We start from the raw sequence: 20,544 nt of genomic DNA on the forward strand, positions 1-20,544 counted from the left end.
CTGTCAGACCTGTTTTTGTGATCTGTTTGGCAAAGCCGGTGCTTTTTGTTTACCCTTTACTGACCTGCCTGTCTCCATGGGGGATGGATTTTGTGTTTTGGTTTAACAAAAGGAAGAATAAATGGAACAACTCGATGTTGTAGACAGCATCAATAACGCCGGCAACTGGCTGGTGCGCAACCAGGCCCTGCTGCTGAGCTATGCCGTGAACATTGTCGCGGCGATTGCCATCATCATCGTCGGGATGATCGTGGCGCGTATCGTGTCGAACGCCGTCAACCGTGTGATGGTCGCGCGACACATTGACGCCACGGTGGCTGACTTCCTCTCCGCACTGGTGCGCTACGGCATCATTGCCTTTACGCTGATTGCCGCGCTGGGACGTGTTGGGGTGCAAACCGCCTCCGTGATTGCCGTTCTTGGTGCCGCCGGTCTGGCCATTGGTCTGGCACTGCAGGGCTCGCTTTCAAACCTGGCGGCGGGCGTACTGCTGGTGACTTTCCGTCCGTTCCGTTCCGGTGAATATGTTGACCTTGGCGGCATCGCCGGTACCGTGTTGCAGGTACAGATTTTCTCTACCACCCTGCGTACCGTCGATGGTCGTATTGTGGTGGTACCGAACGGGAAAATCATTGCGGGCAATATCATTAACTTCTCCCGCGAGCCGGTGCGTCGTAACGAGCTCATCATCAGCGTGGCGTATGATTCCGATATCGATCAGGTGAAGTCGCTGATCGCGAATATCATCGCCTCTGACGACCGCATTCTGAAGGACCGCGAGCAGACGGTTCGCCTGAACGAACTGGGTGCTTCCTCAATTAACTTCGTGGTGCGTATCTGGAGCAAAAGCAGCGATCTGCAAAACGTTTACTGGGATGTGCTGGAGCGCATCAAGCGCGATTTCGACGCCAACGGCATCAGCTTCCCTTACCCGCAGATGGACGTAAACGTCAAAAAAGTCAAAGAAGCAGAATAACGTCACCCGTAGGCCCGGTAAGCGCTCGCGCCACCGGGCTTTACTTTTATAAGCTCCGCTAATACCCAATTAATATTATCCATTTCCTCTAATGTGATTCGCGCAGTATAGTCAGCCTCCAGAACAACACTGCGAGAAAATCGTCATGCTATCTTATTATTTTCAAGGGCTTGCCTTAGGTGCGGCCATGATTTTACCCCTCGGCCCGCAAAACGCCTTCGTGATGAATCAGGGCATTCGTCGCCAGTATCATCTGATGATTGCCCTGCTGTGCGCGGTGAGCGATCTGCTGCTGATTTGCGCCGGCATTTTTGGCGGCAGCGCGCTGCTGATGCAGTCCCCCTGGCTGCTGGCGCTGGTGACCTGGGGCGGCGTGGCGTTTCTGCTGTGGTACGGATTCGGTGCCCTGAAAACGGCGATGAGCAGCAACATTGAGCTGGCAAGCGCCGAAGTGATGAAGCAGGGCCGCTGGAAGATTATCGTCACCATGCTGGCGGTCACCTGGCTAAATCCGCACGTCTACCTCGACACCTTCGTAGTGCTGGGCAGCCTGGGCGGACAGCTGGACGTTGAGCCGAAACGCTGGTTTGCGCTCGGCACGGTTAGCGCCTCTTTCCTCTGGTTCTTCGGTCTCGCCATTCTGGCGGCATGGCTGGCGCCTCGTCTGCGGACTGCCAAAGCCCAGCGCATTATTAATACCCTGGTGGGGCTGGTGATGTGGTTTATTGCTTTTCAGCTGGCAAAAGAGGGCATTCACCACGTCCAGGAATTGTTCAACTAATCCTTGTCTTATGGACAACTGAGCAAGACCCGCTAAGCTTGCTGGCATGAGCCCTGTTGTTAGGGCACTCTTCGCAACATGGAGGAATGACAGTGAAGTTTAAAGTGATGGCCCTCGCGGCATTAGTAAGTTTCGGTGCGGTGTCGGCGCAGGCAAGTGAACTGCCGGATGGCCCGCACATCGTCACGTCAGGCACCGCAAGCGTGGACGCGGTACCGGATGTTGCAACCCTGGCAATTGAAGTGAACGTGGCGGCGAAAGATGCCGCTTCCGCTAAAAAACAGGCAGACGATCGTGTTGCGCAATATCTCTCTTTCCTGGAACAGAACGGTGTTGCTAAAAAAGACATCAGCTCTGCGAACCTGCGTACCCAGCCCGATTACGACTACCAGAACGGCAAAAGTATCCTGAAAGGCTATCGCGCCGTGCGCACTGTGGAAGTGACCGTGCGTCAGCTGGACAAGCTGAACTCTCTGCTGGACGGTGCGCTTAAGGCCGGCCTGAACGAAATCCGTTCCGTGTCGCTGGGCGTTGCGCAACCGGAGAAATACAAAGACGAAGCGCGTAAAGCGGCGATTGATGATGCCATTCATCAGGCGGAACAGCTGGCGTCTGGCTTCAAGAGCAAGCTTGGTCCGGTATACAGCGTGCGTTACCACGTCTCAAACTACCAGCCAAGCCCGATGGTTCGGATGATGAAGGCGGACGCCGCGCCGGTTTCTGCTCAGGAAACCTACGAGCAGCCAACGATTCAGTTCGACGATCAGGTTGATGTGGTGTTCCAGCTGGAACCCGTTGCAGCACAGCCGAAACCTGCACAATAATCAATAGGCCGGGTAAGGCGTAGCCGCCACCCGGCTTTTCATTTTAATCCTGTCTCAACACCTTATGTCCAAACGCCAGCAGCGCATCAGTCACGTTGCGCATCATGCGGCTTTCTGGCGCAAAACGGTGCCAGTACAGCATCCGGCGCTGATACAGCCCCGGCGTCAGGTCAATCAGCTCACCGCTTTTCAACTCTTTCTCAATCTGTAAATGCGGGATCATGCAGCAGGTGGTGCCCTGACGCGCCAGCTGCACAAAGGCTTCGGACGAGTTAACGATATGACACGGCACGCTGCCCGGCGGCAGGTCGAAGTTTTGCTGCAAAAACGCCTGGTGCATATCGTCCAGATGGTCGAACGCCACGGCAGGCGCCTTCAGCAGCGCGGCGCGGGTGACGCCATTCGGGAAGTAGCGCTCCGCAAAGGCTTTTGAACCGACAAACAGGTAGTCGAGCGCGCCCAGCTGATCGACAAGACAGCTTGGCAGGGCCTGAGGCTGGATACTGACCGCCCCAACTACTTCGCCGCGACGCAGGCGCTCCTGGGTGCGGGTTTCATCTTCGACCTGAAGATTCAGGCGGATAGGGGAGTCGGCCAGCACCGGCGCAAGGGCCGGCAGCAGCCAGGTCGCCAGACTGTCGGCGTTCACCGCCAGCGAGAGCAGCAGCGGCGTGGAACCCGTTTGTTCGTCACCCAGCCACTCGTCTTCCAGCAGTTCAACCTGACGCAGCAGGGCGAGAAGCTTTTGCCCTTGCTCCGTTGGGCGCGGCGGTACGGTACGCACCAGCAGCGGCTGCCCGAACATGTTTTCAAGCTGTTTGATACGCTGTGATACGGCGGACTGGGTGATGCACAGCTTTTGCGCTGCGCGCTCAAAGCCGCGTTCACGAATAACTGCATCAAGTGCCTGTAGTGTTCTGTAGTCCGGACGTTTCATTGCTCTGGCTGACTCCTTAATTTTGCTTAATCTGCACTATGACACAATTTTCCCTTCCTGGCAGACGAAATCCATTCGACGTGTTCTATAATGCGCCCTGAGTTTTCACACCACAGGCAAAACGATCATGACGCAGGATGAACTGAAAAAAGCAGTAGGATGGGCCGCTCTCCAGTACGTACAGCCAGGGACCATTGTCGGTGTTGGTACGGGGTCAACGGCGGCGCACTTTATCGATGCACTGGGCACGATGAAGGGGCAGATCGAGGGCGCGGTTTCCAGCTCCGATGCGTCCACGGAAAAGCTGAAAAGCCTCGGCATTACCGTTTTCGATCTCAACGAAGTGGATCGTCTGGGCATTTACGTTGATGGCGCGGATGAAATCAACGGCCATATGCAGATGATCAAAGGCGGCGGCGCGGCGCTGACCCGTGAAAAGATCATCGCCTCCGTGGCGGACAAGTTCATCTGCATCGCGGATGCCTCCAAGCAGGTCGACATTCTGGGTAATTTCCCGCTGCCGGTTGAAGTGATCCCGATGGCGCGCAGTGCGGTTGCCCGTCAGCTGGTGAAGCTGGGCGGCCGTCCGGAATACCGTCAGGGCGTGGTCACCGACAACGGTAACGTCATCCTCGATGTTCACGGTCTGGAGATTCTCGACGCGATTGCGCTGGAAAACGCCATCAACGGCATTCCAGGCGTCGTCACCGTAGGGTTATTTGCCAACCGCGGCGCGGATGTGGCGCTGATCGGTACGGCTGACGGTGTGAAAACCATCGTAAAATGATCTGATGGGGGGAGTGCTCCCCCCGCTAAAAAATTTTTGAAAAGCTAAATTTGGTGACTTGTGTCACGCTTTTCCGCCTCTTTTGCCGATCCTGCCACGTTTGTAAATTTCCTCAGCATTTTACTCTGTCATTTTGCCCTGTATGACTTTTCTTCAGAGTGCCGACGCAAACGTTCATATTGCTGCAATAGTTTTTTTTGATATGTTGGCTACAGCGGATTTCAATCCAGCACAACATCAGTTCAGATAAAAACAGGGTCGGGGAAATGGCAAAGGTATCACTGGAGAAAGACAAGATTAAATTCCTGCTGGTCGAGGGCGTGCATCAGAAAGCGCTTGATAGCCTTCGTGCGGCGGGTTACACCAACATCGAATTTCACAAAGGCGCGCTGGACACGGAAGAGCTGAAAGCCGCCATCCGTGATGCCCACTTCATTGGCCTGCGATCCCGTACCCATCTGACTGAAGACGTGATTGCCGCGGCAGAAAAGCTGGTTGCTATTGGCTGTTTCTGCATCGGCACCAACCAGGTCGACCTGAACGCTGCCGCAAAACGCGGTATCCCGGTCTTTAACGCCCCATTCTCTAACACCCGTTCCGTGGCGGAGCTGGTGATTGGCGAGCTGCTGCTGCTGCTGCGCGGTATCCCGGAAGCTAACGCCAAAGCGCACCGTGGCGTGTGGAACAAACTGGCCGCGGGCTCATACGAAGCCCGTGGTAAAAAGTTGGGTATCATCGGCTACGGCCACATCGGTACCCAACTGGGGATCCTGGCGGAATCGCTGGGGATGCACGTCTACTTCTACGATATCGAAAGCAAGCTGCCGCTGGGTAACGCGACGCAGGTACAGCATCTTTCTGACCTGCTGAACATGAGCGATGTGGTCAGTCTGCACGTGCCGGAAAACGCCTCCACCAAAAACATGATGGGCGCGGAAGAGCTGGCGCTGATGAAGCCGGGATCTCTGCTGATCAACGCCGCGCGTGGTACGGTGGTCGATATCCCTGCGCTGTGCGATGCGCTGAAGCGTAAGCATCTGGCGGGGGCGGCCATCGACGTGTTCCCGACGGAACCGGCCACCAACAGCGATCCGTTTAACTCTCCGCTGTGCGAATTCGACAACGTGATCCTGACGCCGCACATCGGCGGTTCTACTCAGGAAGCGCAGGAGAATATCGGTCTGGAAGTGGCGGGTAAGCTGAGCAAATATTCCGACAACGGTTCAACGCTTTCTGCGGTGAACTTCCCGGAAGTGTCTCTGCCGCTGCACGGCGGTCGTCGTCTGCTGCACATCCACGAAAACCGTCCTGGCGTGCTGACCGCCATCAACCAGATTTTTGCCGAGCAGAGCGTTAACATTGCCGCCCAGTATCTGCAAACCAACTCGCAGATGGGTTATGTGGTTATCGATATTGAAGCCGATGAAGATGTTGCTGAGAAAGCGCTGCAGAGCATGAAGGCCATACCGGGAACGATTCGCGCGCGTCTGTTGTACTGATGGTGCGGTCTGTGGTGTCGGGTGGCGGCTACGCCTTACCCGACCTACGTTGAGCTTTTGTAGGCCGGGTAAGCGCAAGCGCCACCCGGCTTTATGCTACCAAAGCCACGTTTTACCTGGCGTTACCACCGCCGGCAGCGGCACATCCCATTTCTCCACCGGCAACGCCTCCACGCACTGACAATCATGCGCGTAGCCTACCGGCTGCAGCCTGTACTGCTGCCAGTTTTGCAGCGTTCGGTCATAGAACCCCCCGCCCATGCCTAATCGCTGGCCTTGCTCATCAAACGCCACCAGCGGCGTAATCAGCACGTCCAGCTCGGACAGCGGTAATACGTCGCGCACGTCGAGTTTCGGCTCGGTAATTTTCAGACGATTCACCACCAGCTCGCTGTGCGGATGGTAGTGCAGAAACAGCAGATTGCCCCGGCTGAACGGATGCAGTACCGGCAGGTAAACTTTTTTCCCGGCGCGCCAGAGCTGGTCGATAAGCGGCTGGGTGTCCAGCTCGCCGTCAAACGAGAGAAACAGCGCGACGGTGTTTGCCATCACCACGGGCGGATAGGCCATCATGCGGGCAGCGGCCTGCTGCGCAAAGTGTGCTTGTTGTTCGGACGTCAGGGCGCGACGACGCTGGCGAATGAGCTGACGGATGGCCTGGCGTGAAGCAGAAACTTCAGGGAATTGAGTCATGGTAGTCGGTAGAAGAAGAGAGAGGGAATCTCCGAGATGCCGCCGCAGGCTGTAACCCTTGAACCCTTGGTTCAAGGTGAATGTGTCGTCATAGTTTTAAGGCTTCTCGGACGAACCGAGCATGCTCACCAACCATGGAGCGCCACATTCTTGTGGTATGAAATATCGGCTCAGGGGACTGGCCCGCTTGCAAACATCTCAGAGAAATTTTGTCTTCACAGTTACTCTACCATAGTCAACTGCGAAGTGTTATTCAAACTTTGGTCCCGGTCTTTCGGGATTGCGACCTTGATCAAGCAACGCCTGTTCAATGGTCTGCTGGAGCATTTTAATGCGCTGCTCCATGCTAGCCGCGTAATCGCGGGTCTTCGCTTTTTCCTGAGTCAGTTCATAGCTGATGTTCAACGCGGCGATGAAAACCAGCTGCTCAGTATTTGTGACTCTAGTGCGTTCTTTTAGATCTTGCAACCGCTGATTCAAATCGTCCGCAGCCTGATTCAAAGCATCCCTTTGTTCAGGCGGACAATTCACTCGCAGTGAACGGCCAAAAATCTGGAGATCGACGGGTTGTGCAGACATGCCACCTTCCTGCTGATTGACTGCGCTGCCTTCGCTTACTGCCCCGGGGGCTGCGAAGGGGCGACACTATAGCTACCCTGATGTGAAGATACAAGCCCTTTTCTGGTATCACCAGGGTCCAAAGTGGTAGCATATCATGAATATCCTCCCTTTGATGACGAATGCGTATGTCTATACAGAACGAAATGCCTGGTTACAAGGATTTAAACCAGTTACTGAACCAGCAGGGAGTCGGTCTTACCCCTGCCGAAATGCACGGTCTGATCAGCGGCATACTGTGCGGCGGAAACAGCGACAGCTCATGGCAGCCGCTGATCCACGACCTCACCAACGAAGGGCTGGCGTTTGGCCACGAACTGGCGGAAGCGCTGCGAAAAATGCACGCGGCAACCAGCGATTCGCTGGAAGACGATGGCTTCCTTTTTCAGCTTTATCTGCCTGAAGGCGACGATGTCAGCGTCTTTGATCGCGCCGATGCGCTCGCGGGGTGGGTAAACCACTATCTGCTTGGCCTGGGCGTCACCCAGCCTAAGCTTGATAAAGTTACCGGCGAAGCGGGTGAAGCGATTGACGATCTGCGCAACATCGCCCAGCTTGGCTACGATGAAGAGGAAGATCAGGAAGAGCTGGAAATGTCTCTCGAAGAGATCATCGAGTACGTGCGCGTGGCGGCGCTGCTGTGCCACGACAACTTTACGCGCTCGCAGCCGACCGCGCCGGAAGTTCGCAAGCCAACCTTACATTAAGAAAAATAACGCACAGGAGGGTGTCATGGTTATCTCGCAACAAGAGTATTTGCGCCGTCGTCAGGCGCTGCTGGCAAACATGCAGCCGGGAAGCGCGGCGCTGATTTTTGCCGCGCCGGAAGTGACGCGCAGCGCCGACAGCGAATACCCCTATCGCCAGAGCAGCGATTTCTGGTACTTCACCGGCTTCAACGAGCCGGAAGCGGTGCTGGTGCTGATTAAGAGCAATGACACCCACAACCACAGCGTGATTTTCAACCGCGTACGAGACTTAACCGCTGAGATTTGGTTTGGCCGCCGCTTAGGGCAAGAGGCCGCCCCGGAAAAGCTGGGCGTTGACCGCGCGCTGGCGTTTAGCGAAATCAACCAGCAGCTCTATCAGCTGCTTAATGGCCTCGACGTGCTCTACCACGCGCAGGGCGAATACGCCTACGCCGATGAGATTGTTTTCAACGCGTTGGAAAAACTGCGTAAAGGCTCGCGGCAGAACCTGTCCGCGCCCGCCACCCTCACGGACTGGCGTCCGGTGGTGCACGAGATGCGTCTTTTCAAATCTGAAGAAGAGCTGAACGTGCTGCGCCGTGCGGGCGAAATCAGCGCCCTGGCGCACACCCGCGCGATGGAAAAATGTCGTCCCGGAATGTTTGAATACCAGCTGGAAGGCGAAATTCACCACGAATTTAACCGCCACGGCGCGCGTTATCCCTCCTACAACACCATCGTTGGCGGCGGGGAAAACGGCTGCATTCTGCACTACACCGAAAACGAAAGCGCGCTGCGCGACGGCGATCTGGTGCTGATTGACGCCGGTTGCGAATATCAGGGCTACGCGGGCGACATCACGCGTACCTTCCCGGTGAACGGCAAGTTTTCGCCAGCGCAGCGGGCGATTTATGACATCGTTCTCGAATCACTCGAGACGGCGCTGACGCTGTATCGCCCGGGCACCTCCATTCAGGAAGTGACCGGTGAGGTGGTGCGTATCATGATTACCGGGCTGGTTAAGCTTGGGATCCTCAAAGGGGATGTCGATACCCTGATTACCGAGAATGCTCACCGCCCGTACTTTATGCACGGCCTGAGCCACTGGCTGGGGCTGGACGTGCACGACGTGGGCGCGTACGGCCCTGAACGTTCGCGCGTGCTTGAACCGGGCATGGTGCTCACCGTCGAGCCGGGCCTGTACATCGCGCCGGATGCCGACGTGCCAGAGGAATACCGCGGAATTGGCATTCGTATTGAAGACGACATCGTCATCACCGAAACCGGCAACGAAAACCTGACCGCGAGCGTGGTGAAAAAAGCGGACGATATCGAGGCGCTGATGGCAGCGGCGCGCGTATGAGCGTGATTATCGTTGGCGGCGGCATGACTGGCGCCACGCTGGCGTTAGCCATCTCGCATTTGACGAAGGGGCAGCTTCCGGTACATCTGGTTGAAGCCGTCGCGCCGCAGGCGAAGAATCACCCTGGGTTTGATTCCCGCGCCATTGCCCTGGCGCAGGGCACCTGCCAGCAGCTATCCCGCATTGGCATCTGGCAGGCCATCGCCGACTGCGCTACCGCCATTAATACCGTGCACGTGAGCGATCGCGGTCATGCCGGGTTTGTGATGCTGGATGCCCATGATTACCGTATTGATGCGCTGGGTCAGGTCGTTGAACTGCACGATATTGGCCTGCGCCTGTTCCGCCTGTTGCATGACGCGCCGGGCGTCACGCTGCACTGCCCGGCACGCGTTGCCAGCTTCACCCGCAGTGAAGATGCGGTCAGCGTAACGCTGGACAATGGCACCGTGCTCGACGGACAGCTTCTGGTGGCGGCTGACGGGTCGCGCTCGGCGCTCGGCACCCAGTGCGGCGTAGCGTGGCGGCAGCAGCCTTACGGGCAGGTCGCAGTCATCGCGAACGTCTCGACCGCAGCAGAACACAACGGCCGGGCGTTTGAGCGCTTCACCCAGCACGGCCCGCTGGCGATGCTGCCGATGACGGGCGGGCGCTGCTCGCTGGTCTGGTGCCACCCGCAGGAAAAGGCCGAAGAGGTTAAATCCTGGTCCGACGAACGTTTTTGTACCGAGCTGCAGAAAGCCTTTGGCTGGCGGCTGGGGCGTATTACCCATGCCGGGAAACGTGCGGTCTATCCGCTGTCGTTAACCACGGCATCACAGTCTGTTTCTCACCGCGTGGCGCTGGTCGGCAACGCGGCGCAAACCCTCCACCCCATCGCCGGGCAGGGCTTTAACCTCGGCCTGCGGGATGTGATGAGCCTGGCCGAAACGCTTTCGCAGGCGTGGAGCGAACAAAAAGACTGTGGCGCTTACCCGGTGCTAAGCCATTACCAGACGCGACGTCAGGCTGATAAAGAGGCGACAATTGGCGTCACCGACGGCTTAGTCCATCTCTTTGCCAATCGCTGGGCGCCGCTGGTTGTTGGTCGCAACCTCGGGCTGATGGCGATGGAACTGTTCATTCCGGCACGTGACGTGCTGGCGCAGCGGACCCTGGGTTGGGTCGCGCGTTAAGGAGTTATCACTGTGCAAAATGTTGATGTTGCCATCGTTGGCGGCGGAATGGTTGGGCTGGCGCTGGCCTGTGGATTACAGGGCAGCGGCCTGCGCGTGGCCGTGCTGGAGCAAAAGCAGCCCCAGCCTGTCCCATCAGATGCCCCGCCGGAACTCCGCGTGTCGGCGATTAACGCGGCCAGCGAAAAGCTTTTGACGCGTCTCGGCGTCTGGTCAGATATCGTCGCCCAGCGCGCCAGCTGCTATCACGGCATGGAAGTGTGGGACAAGGACAGCTTTGGCCATATTGCCTTTGATGATGAAAGCATGGGCTATAGCCATCTGGGGCACATCGTTGAAAACGCGGTGATCCACCACGCGCTGTGGCAGAAAGCAGAGCAGTGCAGCGACGTGACGCTGGTTGCGCCTGCGCAGATCCATCAGGTGGCATGGGGCGAAAACGAGGCGTTTATCACCCTGCAAAGCGGCGACATGCTGACCGCGCGTCTGGTGGTCGGTGCCGACGGCGCTAACTCCTGGCTGCGCAGCAAGGCCGATATCCCGCTGACGTACTGGGATTACCGCCATCATGCGATGGTGGCAACGATCCGTACTGAAGAGCCGCACGGCGGCGTTGCGCGGCAGATTTTCCACAACGACGGCATACTGGCGTTTCTGCCGCTTGCCGATCCGCACCAGTGCTCGATTGTCTGGTCCCTGGTGCCGGAGAAAGCGCAGCAGATGCAGGATGCGACGCCGGAGGCCTTTAACCAGGCGCTGTGCGTGGCGTTTGATAACCGCCTTGGCCTGTGCACGCTTGAAAGCGAGCGGCTGGTTTTCCCGTTAACCGGCCGCTACGCGCGTCAGTTTGCCGCGCACCGTCTGGCGCTGGTGGGGGATGCGGCCCATACCATTCATCCGCTGGCCGGGCAGGGCGTTAACCTCGGCTTTATGGACGCGGCGGAACTGGTGGAAGAACTGCGTCGCCTGCACCGTGAAGGTAAAGATATCGGCCAGCATCTGTATCTGCGTCGCTACGAGCGCAGCCGCAAGCACAGTGCGGCGATGATGCTGGCAGGAATGCAGGGCTTCCGCGAGCTGTTTGCCGGGGCAAATCCGGCGAAAAAACTGCTGCGCGATATCGGCCTCAAGCTGGCCGACACCCTTCCCGGCGTCAAACCTCAACTTCTTCGTCAGGCAATGGGTCTTAACGATCTTCCCGACTGGTTACGCTAATCTCGATCCCCGTCACACTTTATTTTCCCGGCCTCTGCGCCGGGGAAATCCCCTCGTTTGAAATATTCTAATTCCACGCCATTTTTCGCATTAGTTATTCTCATGTCGTGATTTTTACGTGACGGAAATTCGGCCCGTTTTTCCGCACGAAATATCACCATGTGCTAAATCCTGTTAGTTCATTGTTAATTTTGTGCGGGGTTAATCGCATTTTTCCAGTGAATAACTCTGTAGGCTTTTCAGCGTTTTTTGGTCATAAGCTAATGTGATGACCCGTTTTAACTTATGGTTAACCGCCGGTTTCGGTGGTAAGTTCAGGTAAAAGAGAACGTTTGCGTCGGCATTCGGGAACGAGGCCGATACCGGGTTTCACGGTGAATTTTTCAACGAGGACAAGATGGCTCAACAGACTCCTTTGTACGAACAGCACGTGTTATGCGGCGCCCGCATGGTGGACTTCCATGGCTGGATGATGCCGCTGCACTACGGCTCGCAGATTGATGAGCACCACGCGGTGCGCACCGATGCCGGTATGTTCGACGTGTCCCACATGACGATTGTCGATCTGCACGGTAGCCGCACCCGGGAGTTTTTGCGTTATCTGCTGGCAAACGACGTCGCCAAACTGAAGACGCCGGGTAAAGCGCTCTATACCGGCATGCTCAATGCCTCGGGCGGCGTGATTGACGACCTTATCGTCTACTACTTCACCGAAGATTTCTTCCGCCTCGTTGTAAACTCCGCCACCCGCGAAAAAGACCTCTCCTGGATCACCCAACACGCCGAACCTTATGCCGTCGACATCACCGTCCGTGACGATCTTTCGCTGATCGCCGTGCAGGGGCCGAACGCGCAGGCAAAAGCCGCCTCTCTCTTTAACGACGAGCAGCGCACCGCCACCGAAGGCATGAAGCCGTTCTTCGGCGTGCAGGCGGGGGATCTGTTTATCGCCACCACCGGCTATACCGGTGAAGCGGGCTACGAAATTGCGATGCCGAACGAGAAAGCTGCCGATTTCTGGCGTGCGCTGGTAGAAGCGGGCGTGAAGCCTGCGGGTCTGGGCGCGCGCGATACGCTGCGTCTGGAAGCGGGCATGAACCTCTACGGTCAGGAAATGGATGAAGGCGTCTCTCCGCTGGCGGCCAACATGGGCTGGACCATCGCGTGGGAACCGGCTGACCGTGATTTTATTGGCCGTGAAGCGCTGGAGATGCAGCGCGAGAAGGGCACCGAACAGCTGGTGGGACTGGTGATGAAGGAAAAAGGCGTGCTGCGCGGCGAGCTGCCGGTGCGCTTTACCGATGCTGACGGCAATCATCGCGAAGGCGTGATCACCAGCGGTACCTTCTCCCCGACGCTGGGCTACAGTATTGCACTGGCACGCGTGCCGGCAGGCATTGGCGACACGGCGGTAGTGCAAATCCGCAACCGCGAAATGCCGGTCCACGTGACCAAACCGATTTTTGTTCGCGCCGGTAAGCCGGTCGCCTAACTATTTTTATCAGGAGAACTTCAATGAGCAATGTGCCAGCAGAACTGAAATACAGCAAAGAACACGAGTGGCTGCGCAAAGAGGCGGACGGCACTTACACCGTAGGGATCACCGAGCACGCGCAGGAGCTGCTGGGCGACATGGTGTTTGTTGACCTGCCTGACGTGGGCACGACTGTTAGCGCGGGCGACGACTGCGCCGTGGCGGAGTCCGTAAAAGCGGCGTCTGACATCTACGCACCGGTAAGCGGTGAGATTGTTGCGGTCAACGACGCGCTGAGCGATTCGCCAGAGCTGGTCAACAGCGAGCCTTATGAAGGCGGCTGGATCTTCAAGATCAAAGCCAGCGACGAATCGCAAGTTGCCGCGCTGCTGGATGCAACCGCGTACGAAGCACTACTGGAAGACGAATAACGTTGTGCCGGATGGCGCTGCGCTTATCCGCCTTACAGGGCCCGGTAAGCGGTAGCGCCACCGGGCAACAGCGTTACAGATAACTACGATTCACTGCACGTATCAGGAACCATCGCTCATGACACAGACTTTAAGCCAGCTTGAAAACCGTGGCGCCTTCATTGAACGTCACATTGGGCCGGATGCTCAGCAACAGCAGGAGATGCTGAAGACGGTTGGCGCGGATTCATTAGACGCACTGATCGGCCAGATTGTGCCAAAAGACATCCAGCTTGCCACGCCGCCTCAGGTAGGGGAAGCCACCACGGAGTTCGCCGCGCTGGCGGAGCTGAAGGCTATTGCAGGCCTCAACAAGCGCTATAAGTCTTACATTGGCATGGGCTACACCAACGTGCAGTTACCGCCGGTTATCCTGCGCAACATGCTGGAAAACCCGGGCTGGTACACCGCTTACACCCCTTATCAGCCAGAAGTCTCCCAGGGGCGTCTGGAAGCGCTGCTGAACTTCCAGCAGGTGACGCTGGATCTGACCGGTATGGATATCGCTTCCGCCTCTCTGCTGGATGAAGCGACCGCCGCTGCCGAAGCGATGGCGATGGCAAAACGCGTAAGCAAGCTGAAAAATGCTAACCGCTTCTTCGTGGCGGCGGACGTGCATCCCCAGACGCTGGACGTGGTGCGCACCCGTGCAGAAACCTTCGGTTTTGAGGTGATCGTCGACGACGCCGACAAAGTGCTGGATCACCAGGACGTCTTCGGCGTGCTGCTGCAGCAGGTGGGTACCACCGGCGAAGTTCACGACTACGGCGCGCTGATTGCCGAGCTGAAATCCCGCAAAGTGGTTGTCAGCGTTGCCGCCGATTTTATGGCGCTGGTGCTGCTGACGGCGCCGGGCAAACAGGGCGCGGATATTGTATTCGGCTCCGCGCAGCGCTTCGGCGTGCCGATGGGCTACGGCGGCCCGCACGCGGCGTTCTTCGGCGCGAAAGATGAATTCAAACGCTCCATGCCAGGCCGTATCATTGGCGTGTCAAAAGATGCTGCCGGTAATACCGCGCTGCGCATGGCGATGCAGACCCGCGAGCAGCATATCCGCCGCGAGAAAGCGAACTCCAACATCTGTACTTCCCAGGTACTGCTGGCAAACATCGCCAGCCTGTATGCGGTATTCCACGGTCCGGCTGGCCTGAAGCGCATTGCCAGCCGCATTCACCGCCTGGCCGATATTCTGGCCTGCGGCCTGCAGCAGAAGGGCCTCAAGCTGCGCCACGCGCACTACTTCGACACCCTGTGCGTGGAAGTGGCAGACAAAGCCGCCGTGCTGGCGCGCGCGAATGCAGCAGAAATCAACCTGCGCAGCGACATCCACAACGCGGTCGGCATTACGCTGGATGAAAGCACCACTCGCGACGATATCCTGAACCTGTTCAGCGTGTTGCTGGGCGACGCTCACGGTCTGGACGTTGATACGCTCGACAAAGAGGTCGCGCTCGACAGCCGCTCCATTCAGGAAAGCATGCTGCGCAATGACGCGATCCTGACTCACCCGGTGTTCAATCGCTATCACAGCGAAACCGAGATGATGCGCTATATGCACTCTCTGGAGCGCAAGGATTTGGCGCTGAACCAGGCGATGATCCCGCTGGGCTCCTGCACCATGAAGCTGAACGCCGCGGCAGAGATGATCCCGATTACCTGGCCTGAATTCTCCGAACTGCACCCGTTCTGCCCGCCAGAACAGGCGGAAGGCTATCACATGATGATCAACCAGCTTTCAGACTGGCTGGTGAAGCTGACCGGTTACGACGCGCTCTGCATGCAGCCGAACTCCGGCGCGCAGGGTGAATACGCGGGCCTGCTGGCGATCCGTCACTATCACGAAAGCCGTAACGAAGGTCACCGCGATATCTGCCTGATCCCAAGCTCCGCCCACGGCACCAACCCGGCCTCAGCCCAGATGGCGGGCATGGAAGTGGTGGTGGTCGCGTGCGATAAGAACGGCAACATCGATTTGGCCGACCTGCGTGCGAAAGCCGAGCAGGCGGGCGACAAGCTCTCCTGCATCATGGTGACCTACCCGTCCACCCACGGCGTGTACGAAGAGACCATCCGTGAAGTGTGCGAAGTGGTGCACCAGTTTGGCGGTCAGGTATACCTCGACGGCGCGAACATGAACGCTCAGGTGGGCATTACCTCTCCGGGCTTTATCGGCGCGGACGTGTCGCACCTGAACCTGCATAAAACCTTCTGCATTCCGCACGGTGGTGGCGGCCCGGGCATGGGACCAATCGGCGTGAAAGCGCACCTGGCGCCGTTTGTGCCGGGCCACAGCGTGGTGCAGATTGAAGGCATGCTGACCCGTCAGGGCGCGGTCTCTGCGGCACCGTTCGGTAGCGCATCAATCCTGCCAATCAGCTGGATGTACATCCGCATGATGGGCGCGGAAGGGCTGAAGCAGGCGAGCCAGGTGGCTATTCTGAACGCCAACTACATTGCGACTCGCCTGAAGTCTGCCTTCCCGGTGCTCTATACCGGCCGCGACGGTCGCGTGGCGCACGAGTGCATTCTGGATATTCGTCCGCTGAAAGAGCAGACCGGCATCAGCGAGCTGGATATCGCCAAGCGTCTGATCGACTACGGCTTCCACGCGCCAACCATGTCGTTCCCGGTTGCGGGGACGCTGATGGTGGAGCCGACCGAGTCTGAAAGCAAAGCCGAGCTGGACCGCTTTATCGACGCGATGCTGGCCATCCGCATGGAGATCGACCGCGTGCAGGACGGCGAATGGACGCTGGAAGATAACCCGCTGGTCAACGCCCCGCATACCCAGCACGAGATGGTGGCAGAGTGGAACCACGGTTACTCCCGCGAGCTGGCCGTCTTCCCGGCTGGCGTGGCAAACAAATACTGGCCGACCGTGAAGCGTCTTGATGACGTTTACGGCGACCGTAATCTGTTCTGCTCCTGCGTGCCGATGAGCGAATACCAGTAATTATTTGCCATACTGTAGGCCGGGTAAGCGTAAGCGCCACCCGGCTTTTTTTTATCTGGAGGTTGTGAATGGCAATTGCACTGGTCACCGGCGCGAGCCGGGGCATTGGGAAAGCCACCGCGCTGCAGCTGGCGCGTGAAGGCTACACCGTGGCGGTGAACTATCACCACAACATTAAAGCCGCGACGGACGTTATCAATCAGATCGTTGAGGCCGGCGGTAAAGCGTTTGCCGTGCGTGCGGACATCAGCGATGAAGCTCAGGTGCTGGCGATGTTTGACAGCATCGATCGTGAAGGTGAGCCGCTTCGCGCGCTGGTCAATAATGCAGGCATTCTCTTTGAGCAATCCACCATTGAGAATCTGTCCGCAGAGCGCATTAACCGCGTGCTGGCGACCAACGTCACGGGCTACTTCCTCTGCTGTCGTGAAGCGGTGAAACGCATGTCCATCAAGCATGGCGGCAAGGGCGGGGCGATTGTGAATGTCTCTTCCGCCGCGTCTCGTCTGGGCGCGCCGGGTGAGTATGTCGATTACGCTGCTTCCAAAGGCGCGGTAGATTCGCTGACAACCGGGCTATCGCTGGAAGTGGCGGCGCAGGGTATTCGCGTGAACTGCGTGCGGCCTGGGCTGATTTATACCGATATCCATGCTTCCGGCGGAGAGCCGGGGCGAGTGGATCGCGTGAAATCGTTACTGCCGATGCAGCGCGGCGGCCAGCCGGAAGAGGTCGCGCAGGCGATTGTCTGGCTGCTGAGCGAGAAGGCGTCTTACGTGACGGGCAGTTTTATTGAGCTGGCTGGTGGGAAGTAACCCTCTCCCAAAAGGGAGAGGGAACGGCACCCGGCGTTAAAGTTTCTCGCCGTTGCTGGCAATCACGCCTTTATACCACTCGAAGCTCTTCTTACGGGAGCGAGACATGTCGCCCGTGCCGTCGTCGTGCTTGTTGACGTAGATAAAGCCGTAGCGCTTGCTGTACTGACCGGTGGTGAATGACACGCAGTCGATGCAGCCCCACGGCGTATAGCCCATCAGATCCACGCCATCGTGCGTGACGGCTTTGATCATCTCCTCCACGTGGGCACGCAGGTAGTCGATGCGATAGTCATCGATGATGCTGCCGTCTTCTTCCACCTTGTCGTAGGCACCGAACCCGTTCTCAACGATAAACAGCGGTTTCTGATAACGCTCGTACAGTTCGCACAGGGAATAGCGCAGGCCCACCGGGTCAATCTGCCAGCCCCAGTCGGACGCCTTCACGTGCGGGTTCGGCACGCTGCCTTCAAAGCCGGAAATGGCGTCACCTGTGCCGCCTTCCGCCTTCACCGCGTTGGTCATGTAGTAGCTGAAGCCTAAGTAGTCGCAGGTACCTTCACGCAGGATCTGCTCGTCGCCCGCCTCCATTTTGATGGAAAAGCCGCGGCGCTCCCACTCGTTCAGCACGTAGGACGGGTAGTAACCACGCAACTGGACGTCGGTAAAGACATAGCGCTCGCGCATGGATTCCTGAGCGAACATCACGTCTTCCGGCTTGCAGGAGAACGGATAGAGCGCCACCATCGCCAGCATGCAGCCAACTTTCATCTCCGGGTTGATGCGGCGCGCGGCTTTCACCGCCAGGGCGCTGGCCACAAACTGGTGGTGCAGCACCTGGTACATGGTCTCTTCCGGGTTGTCATGTTCGGTGTAGACCACGCCCGAGCAGCAGTAGCCGAACAGCGGGGCGCGCCAGTTGCGCTGGTTGTTGATTTCGTTGAAGGTCATCCAGTATTTGACCTTGTGCTTGTAGCGCTCAAACACCACTTCCGCGAAGCGCACGAAGAAATCGACCACTTTGCGGTTGGTCCAGCTACCATACTCCTGCACCAGGTGGAGCGGCATTTCGAAGTGGGAGAGGGTGATCACCGGTTCGATGTTGTACTTCAGCAGCTCATCGAACATGTCGTCGTAAAACTTCAGCCCTTCTTCGTTTGGCTGCGTTTCGTCACCTTTCGGGAAGATGCGCGTCCAGGCGATAGAGGTACGGAAACACTTGAAGCCCATCTCGGCAAATAGCTTGATGTCTTCTTTATAGTGGCCGTGGAAGTCGATGGCTTCGTGGTTTGGGTAGTATTTACCCGGCACCACCTCCTGCGTGATTTCGCGGGGCACGCCGTGTGCGCCGCCGGTCAGCACGTCGCAAATGCTTGGCCCTTTGCCGCCTTTGTTCCAGCCGCCTTCAACCTGATGAGCGGCAACAGCGCCGCCCCATAAAAAATCTTTCGGTAAGGTTATTTTTTTCATCGCTGCTATTCTCATTAAATGGCTTATTGGCATTGAGTCTAGCAAAGCGAAATTGAATGTCACGATATAACAATTTGCGAAAATTGTGATTTGTCACATCGAAAAAACAGGGTGTTTTATTCCGTCAGTTTTTTCGCCAGCTTGCGTCCGAGAGATTCCAGAATATAAATGACGGGAATTTGCGTGGTGATATCGTAGACGCCGCCAATTCGCGTCTGGGGAACGTGCCAGGAGAGATTAAAGTCCGCCAGTTTTGCCAGGCGCGAGTGCTCGTGGCTGGTGATAGAGAGCACCTTGCAGTGATGCAGGCTGAACTGGCTGGCGAAGCGCAGGATCTCCTCGGTTTCGCCCGAGACGGAGAGCACAATCGCCAGCGCATTTTTCGCCATATCATTGGTGACCGGGAAATAAGGGTCATCAATATGATTACTGAATTTACCAATATTTGAAAAGAAGCGTGCGCCATATTTGGCCAAAGAGCCTGACGTGCCCGCCCCGACAAATATAATTCGCTCGGAAGACAAAATGATTTTTACCGCGTCATTTAATAGCGCGTCGAACTCTTCATTATTCACGCTTTTAAAGAAGCTGATAATTTCGCTGGCGCCGAAATTCGCCTGCTGGGGCTCGTTCTGCTCAAGATAGAGCTTAAAGCGCACGCGAAATTCAGAATACCCTTCGCAGTTGAGCTTGCGGCAAAAGCGCAGGATAGTGGTGGTTGAGACGCCGGCCGCATCCGCCAGCTCGCGGATGGTCATGTACATCACTTTGTCCCGGTTTTTGATGACATAGTTGTAGACCATCATTTCCAGGTTATTGAGACTGGCAATGGCGGAGTGGGTGAACATACTCACAGTGGCAAAACTCTCATTCAGACCTCATTTATCCATCATATCATGCAGCCAGACGGCAGGAGCCAATTTTATGCCATTGATTAGTAACGCTTAAATTTTTATGTGAACAAATGTCAGGTGAATTGTTCGCTTATGTTTTTGATTTTTATTATAAAAATTTACCTTAAAATTATTTTAGCTAACAGGTGTTCACTGGAATCATTCTCAGTTAGCATAGTCATGCGATGAATAATCATCTTTAGTTTTCCCGGAGTTTAGTATGGCGAGCAGACCATTAATCGCACAGGGATATTCGCTGGCTGAGGAAGTAGCCAACAGCATCAGCCACGGCATTGGCCTGGTGTTTGGGATTGTCGGTTTAGTGTTATTGCTGGTACAGGCGGTGGATACCAATGCCAGCGCGATGGCCATTACCAGCTATAGCCTGTATGGCGGAAGTATGATCCTGCTGTTCCTGGCCTCGACGCTCTATCACGCGATTCCGCATCAGCGGGCCAAAATATGGCTTAAGAAATTTGACCACTGCGCTATCTATCTGCTGATTGCGGGTACCTATACGCCTTTCCTGCTGGTGGGGCTAAACTCACCGCTGTCGCGCGGCCTGATGATTGTTATCTGGAGCCTGGCGCTGCTGGGGATCCTGTTTAAGCTGACCATTGCGCACCGGTTTAAAGTGTTGTCGCTGGTCACCTATCTGACGATGGGCTGGCTGTCGCTGATTGTGGTGTATCAGCTGGCGATTAAGCTGGCGGTCGGCGGGGTAACGCTGCTGGCGGTGGGCGGTGTGGTCTACTCGCTGGGCGTTATTTTCTACGTCTGCAAGCGCATCCCATACAACCATGCCATCTGGCACGGCTTTGTGCTGGGCGGCAGCGTGTGCCACTTTTTGGCGATTTATTTGTACGTGGGGCAGGTTTAGTTTGTTGTCGGGTGGCGGCTTCGCCTTACCCGACC

Annotated in this window: 19 protein-coding genes and 1 other RNA gene; 14 read left to right on the forward strand and 6 right to left on the reverse strand. The window is 57.0% G+C overall.

All coding sequences use genetic code 11. The features are described from left to right. Window positions 1-121 precede the first annotated feature (121 nt). The 3 genes from mscS to IM265_RS08865 all read left to right on the forward strand — a co-directional run bounded on the left by mscS (window position 122) and on the right by IM265_RS08865 (window position 2,581). Window positions 122-976, forward strand: coding sequence for a small-conductance mechanosensitive channel MscS (gene mscS, locus IM265_RS08855; RefSeq protein ID WP_003860082.1), 855 nt, complete (start codon window positions 122-124; stop codon window positions 974-976). Between the two features lie 145 nt (window positions 977-1,121). Continuing rightward, window positions 1,122-1,757, forward strand: a complete 636-nt coding sequence (gene argO / locus IM265_RS08860; protein ID WP_047367435.1) for an arginine exporter ArgO — start codon at window positions 1,122-1,124, stop codon at window positions 1,755-1,757. Between the two features lie 92 nt (window positions 1,758-1,849). Beyond that, a complete protein-coding gene (locus IM265_RS08865) occupies window positions 1,850-2,581 on the forward strand; it encodes an oxidative stress defense protein (protein WP_028014336.1) in 732 nt (243 codons plus the stop codon). A 43-nt stretch (window positions 2,582-2,624) separates the two neighbouring features. Here the strand turns inward: IM265_RS08865 and argP are convergent, their stop codons facing one another. After that, window positions 2,625-3,518 carry a DNA-binding transcriptional regulator ArgP gene (gene argP / locus IM265_RS08870; protein ID WP_003860089.1) on the reverse strand — a complete coding sequence of 298 codons (894 nt, stop codon included), beginning with the start codon at window positions 3,516-3,518 and terminating at the stop codon, window positions 2,625-2,627. A 127-nt stretch (window positions 3,519-3,645) separates the two neighbouring features. Between argP and rpiA the strand changes: the two genes are divergently transcribed. Next, the gene (rpiA, locus tag IM265_RS08875; RefSeq protein ID WP_003860091.1) at window positions 3,646-4,305 is read left to right on the forward strand and encodes a ribose-5-phosphate isomerase RpiA; all 660 of its coding nucleotides are present in this window, start codon (window positions 3,646-3,648) and stop codon (window positions 4,303-4,305) included. A gap of 266 nt (window positions 4,306-4,571) precedes the next feature. Next, window positions 4,572-5,804 (forward strand): phosphoglycerate dehydrogenase, encoded by a 1,233-nt coding sequence (serA, locus tag IM265_RS08880; RefSeq protein ID WP_041908347.1) that lies wholly within the window; start codon window positions 4,572-4,574, stop codon window positions 5,802-5,804. A gap of 96 nt (window positions 5,805-5,900) precedes the next feature. Here the strand turns inward: serA and IM265_RS08885 are convergent, their stop codons facing one another. The 3 genes from IM265_RS08885 to zapA all read right to left on the reverse strand — a co-directional run bounded on the left by IM265_RS08885 (window position 5,901) and on the right by zapA (window position 7,076). Further along, entirely contained in the window at window positions 5,901-6,497 is a 597-nt protein-coding gene (locus IM265_RS08885; RefSeq protein ID WP_193031050.1) for a 5-formyltetrahydrofolate cyclo-ligase, read from the reverse strand. Between the two features lie 24 nt (window positions 6,498-6,521). Continuing rightward, a non-coding RNA gene (gene ssrS, locus IM265_RS08890) (6S RNA) lies at window positions 6,522-6,705 on the reverse strand. Between the two features lie 41 nt (window positions 6,706-6,746). Continuing rightward, complete coding sequence (zapA, locus tag IM265_RS08895; RefSeq protein ID WP_006811891.1) at window positions 6,747-7,076, reverse strand: cell division protein ZapA; 330 nt, start codon at window positions 7,074-7,076, stop codon at window positions 6,747-6,749. Between the two features lie 167 nt (window positions 7,077-7,243). On the opposite strand from zapA, the gene IM265_RS08900 reads away from it, so the two are divergent. From IM265_RS08900 to IM265_RS08935, 8 genes are all read left to right on the forward strand, one after another. After that, window positions 7,244-7,822, forward strand: coding sequence for a YecA family protein (locus IM265_RS08900; RefSeq protein ID WP_028014333.1), 579 nt, complete (start codon window positions 7,244-7,246; stop codon window positions 7,820-7,822). Between the two features lie 31 nt (window positions 7,823-7,853). Next, window positions 7,854-9,167 (forward strand): Xaa-Pro aminopeptidase, encoded by a 1,314-nt coding sequence (gene pepP / locus IM265_RS08905; protein ID WP_028014332.1) that lies wholly within the window; start codon window positions 7,854-7,856, stop codon window positions 9,165-9,167. Further along, the gene (ubiH, locus tag IM265_RS08910; RefSeq protein WP_182034312.1) at window positions 9,164-10,342 is read left to right on the forward strand and encodes a 2-octaprenyl-6-methoxyphenyl hydroxylase; all 1,179 of its coding nucleotides are present in this window, start codon (window positions 9,164-9,166) and stop codon (window positions 10,340-10,342) included. The genes pepP and ubiH overlap by 4 nt, the downstream gene beginning before the upstream one ends. 12 nt (window positions 10,343-10,354) lie before the next feature. Then, window positions 10,355-11,557: an FAD-dependent 2-octaprenylphenol hydroxylase gene (gene ubiI, locus IM265_RS08915; protein WP_193031052.1), complete on the forward strand. Its 1,203-nt coding sequence runs from the start codon at window positions 10,355-10,357 to the stop codon at window positions 11,555-11,557. A 397-nt stretch (window positions 11,558-11,954) separates the two neighbouring features. Continuing rightward, the gene (gene gcvT, locus IM265_RS08920; protein WP_069732738.1) at window positions 11,955-13,049 is read left to right on the forward strand and encodes a glycine cleavage system aminomethyltransferase GcvT; all 1,095 of its coding nucleotides are present in this window, start codon (window positions 11,955-11,957) and stop codon (window positions 13,047-13,049) included. A gap of 23 nt (window positions 13,050-13,072) precedes the next feature. Next, window positions 13,073-13,462, forward strand: a complete 390-nt coding sequence (gene gcvH / locus IM265_RS08925) for a glycine cleavage system protein GcvH (protein WP_008499718.1) — start codon at window positions 13,073-13,075, stop codon at window positions 13,460-13,462. A 118-nt stretch (window positions 13,463-13,580) separates the two neighbouring features. Beyond that, the gene (gcvP, locus tag IM265_RS08930) at window positions 13,581-16,454 is read left to right on the forward strand and encodes an aminomethyl-transferring glycine dehydrogenase (RefSeq protein WP_041908353.1); all 2,874 of its coding nucleotides are present in this window, start codon (window positions 13,581-13,583) and stop codon (window positions 16,452-16,454) included. 68 nt (window positions 16,455-16,522) lie between these two features. Then, window positions 16,523-17,266 carry an SDR family oxidoreductase gene (locus tag IM265_RS08935; protein WP_028014327.1) on the forward strand — a complete coding sequence of 248 codons (744 nt, stop codon included), beginning with the start codon at window positions 16,523-16,525 and terminating at the stop codon, window positions 17,264-17,266. A gap of 36 nt (window positions 17,267-17,302) precedes the next feature. On the opposite strand, the gene bglA is transcribed toward IM265_RS08935, so the two are convergent. Together bglA and IM265_RS08945 are read right to left on the reverse strand one after the other, a co-directional pair. Beyond that, window positions 17,303-18,736 (reverse strand): 6-phospho-beta-glucosidase BglA, encoded by a 1,434-nt coding sequence (gene bglA, locus IM265_RS08940; protein ID WP_059358111.1) that lies wholly within the window; start codon window positions 18,734-18,736, stop codon window positions 17,303-17,305. A 116-nt stretch (window positions 18,737-18,852) separates the two neighbouring features. After that, complete coding sequence (locus tag IM265_RS08945; RefSeq protein ID WP_047367439.1) at window positions 18,853-19,584, reverse strand: MurR/RpiR family transcriptional regulator; 732 nt, start codon at window positions 19,582-19,584, stop codon at window positions 18,853-18,855. A 265-nt stretch (window positions 19,585-19,849) separates the two neighbouring features. Here IM265_RS08945 and IM265_RS08950 point away from each other — a divergent pair, with 265 nt between their 5' ends. Then, complete coding sequence (locus IM265_RS08950; RefSeq protein ID WP_023331242.1) at window positions 19,850-20,509, forward strand: hemolysin III family protein; 660 nt, start codon at window positions 19,850-19,852, stop codon at window positions 20,507-20,509. Window positions 20,510-20,544 lie beyond the last annotated feature (35 nt).

This window comes from Enterobacter cloacae complex sp. P17RS (assembly GCF_014895885.1).
Classification (GTDB): Bacteria; Pseudomonadota; Gammaproteobacteria; order Enterobacterales; family Enterobacteriaceae; genus Enterobacter; species Enterobacter bugandensis.

What these genes read in the sequence shown, in the direction of transcription:
- IM265_RS08945 (WP_047367439.1), bottom strand. Translation starts at nt 19,584, where the DNA reads ATGTTCACCCACTCCGCCATTGCCAGTCTCAATAACCTGGAAATGATG.
- rpiA (WP_003860091.1), top strand. Translation starts at nt 3,646, where the DNA reads ATGACGCAGGATGAACTGAAAAAAGCAGTAGGATGGGCCGCTCTCCAG.
- serA (WP_041908347.1), top strand. Translation starts at nt 4,572, where the DNA reads ATGGCAAAGGTATCACTGGAGAAAGACAAGATTAAATTCCTGCTGGTC.
- mscS (WP_003860082.1), top strand. Translation starts at nt 122, where the DNA reads ATGGAACAACTCGATGTTGTAGACAGCATCAATAACGCCGGCAACTGG.
- gcvT (WP_069732738.1), top strand. Translation starts at nt 11,955, where the DNA reads ATGGCTCAACAGACTCCTTTGTACGAACAGCACGTGTTATGCGGCGCC.
- IM265_RS08950 (WP_023331242.1), top strand. Translation starts at nt 19,850, where the DNA reads ATGGCGAGCAGACCATTAATCGCACAGGGATATTCGCTGGCTGAGGAA.
- ubiH (WP_182034312.1), top strand. Translation starts at nt 9,164, where the DNA reads ATGAGCGTGATTATCGTTGGCGGCGGCATGACTGGCGCCACGCTGGCG.
- bglA (WP_059358111.1), bottom strand. Translation starts at nt 18,736, where the DNA reads ATGAAAAAAATAACCTTACCGAAAGATTTTTTATGGGGCGGCGCTGTT.
- zapA (WP_006811891.1), bottom strand. Translation starts at nt 7,076, where the DNA reads ATGTCTGCACAACCCGTCGATCTCCAGATTTTTGGCCGTTCACTGCGA.
- IM265_RS08935 (WP_028014327.1), top strand. Translation starts at nt 16,523, where the DNA reads ATGGCAATTGCACTGGTCACCGGCGCGAGCCGGGGCATTGGGAAAGCC.
- argP (WP_003860089.1), bottom strand. Translation starts at nt 3,518, where the DNA reads ATGAAACGTCCGGACTACAGAACACTACAGGCACTTGATGCAGTTATT.
- IM265_RS08885 (WP_193031050.1), bottom strand. Translation starts at nt 6,497, where the DNA reads ATGACTCAATTCCCTGAAGTTTCTGCTTCACGCCAGGCCATCCGTCAG.
- argO (WP_047367435.1), top strand. Translation starts at nt 1,122, where the DNA reads ATGCTATCTTATTATTTTCAAGGGCTTGCCTTAGGTGCGGCCATGATT.
- gcvP (WP_041908353.1), top strand. Translation starts at nt 13,581, where the DNA reads ATGACACAGACTTTAAGCCAGCTTGAAAACCGTGGCGCCTTCATTGAA.
- IM265_RS08900 (WP_028014333.1), top strand. Translation starts at nt 7,244, where the DNA reads ATGTCTATACAGAACGAAATGCCTGGTTACAAGGATTTAAACCAGTTA.
- gcvH (WP_008499718.1), top strand. Translation starts at nt 13,073, where the DNA reads ATGAGCAATGTGCCAGCAGAACTGAAATACAGCAAAGAACACGAGTGG.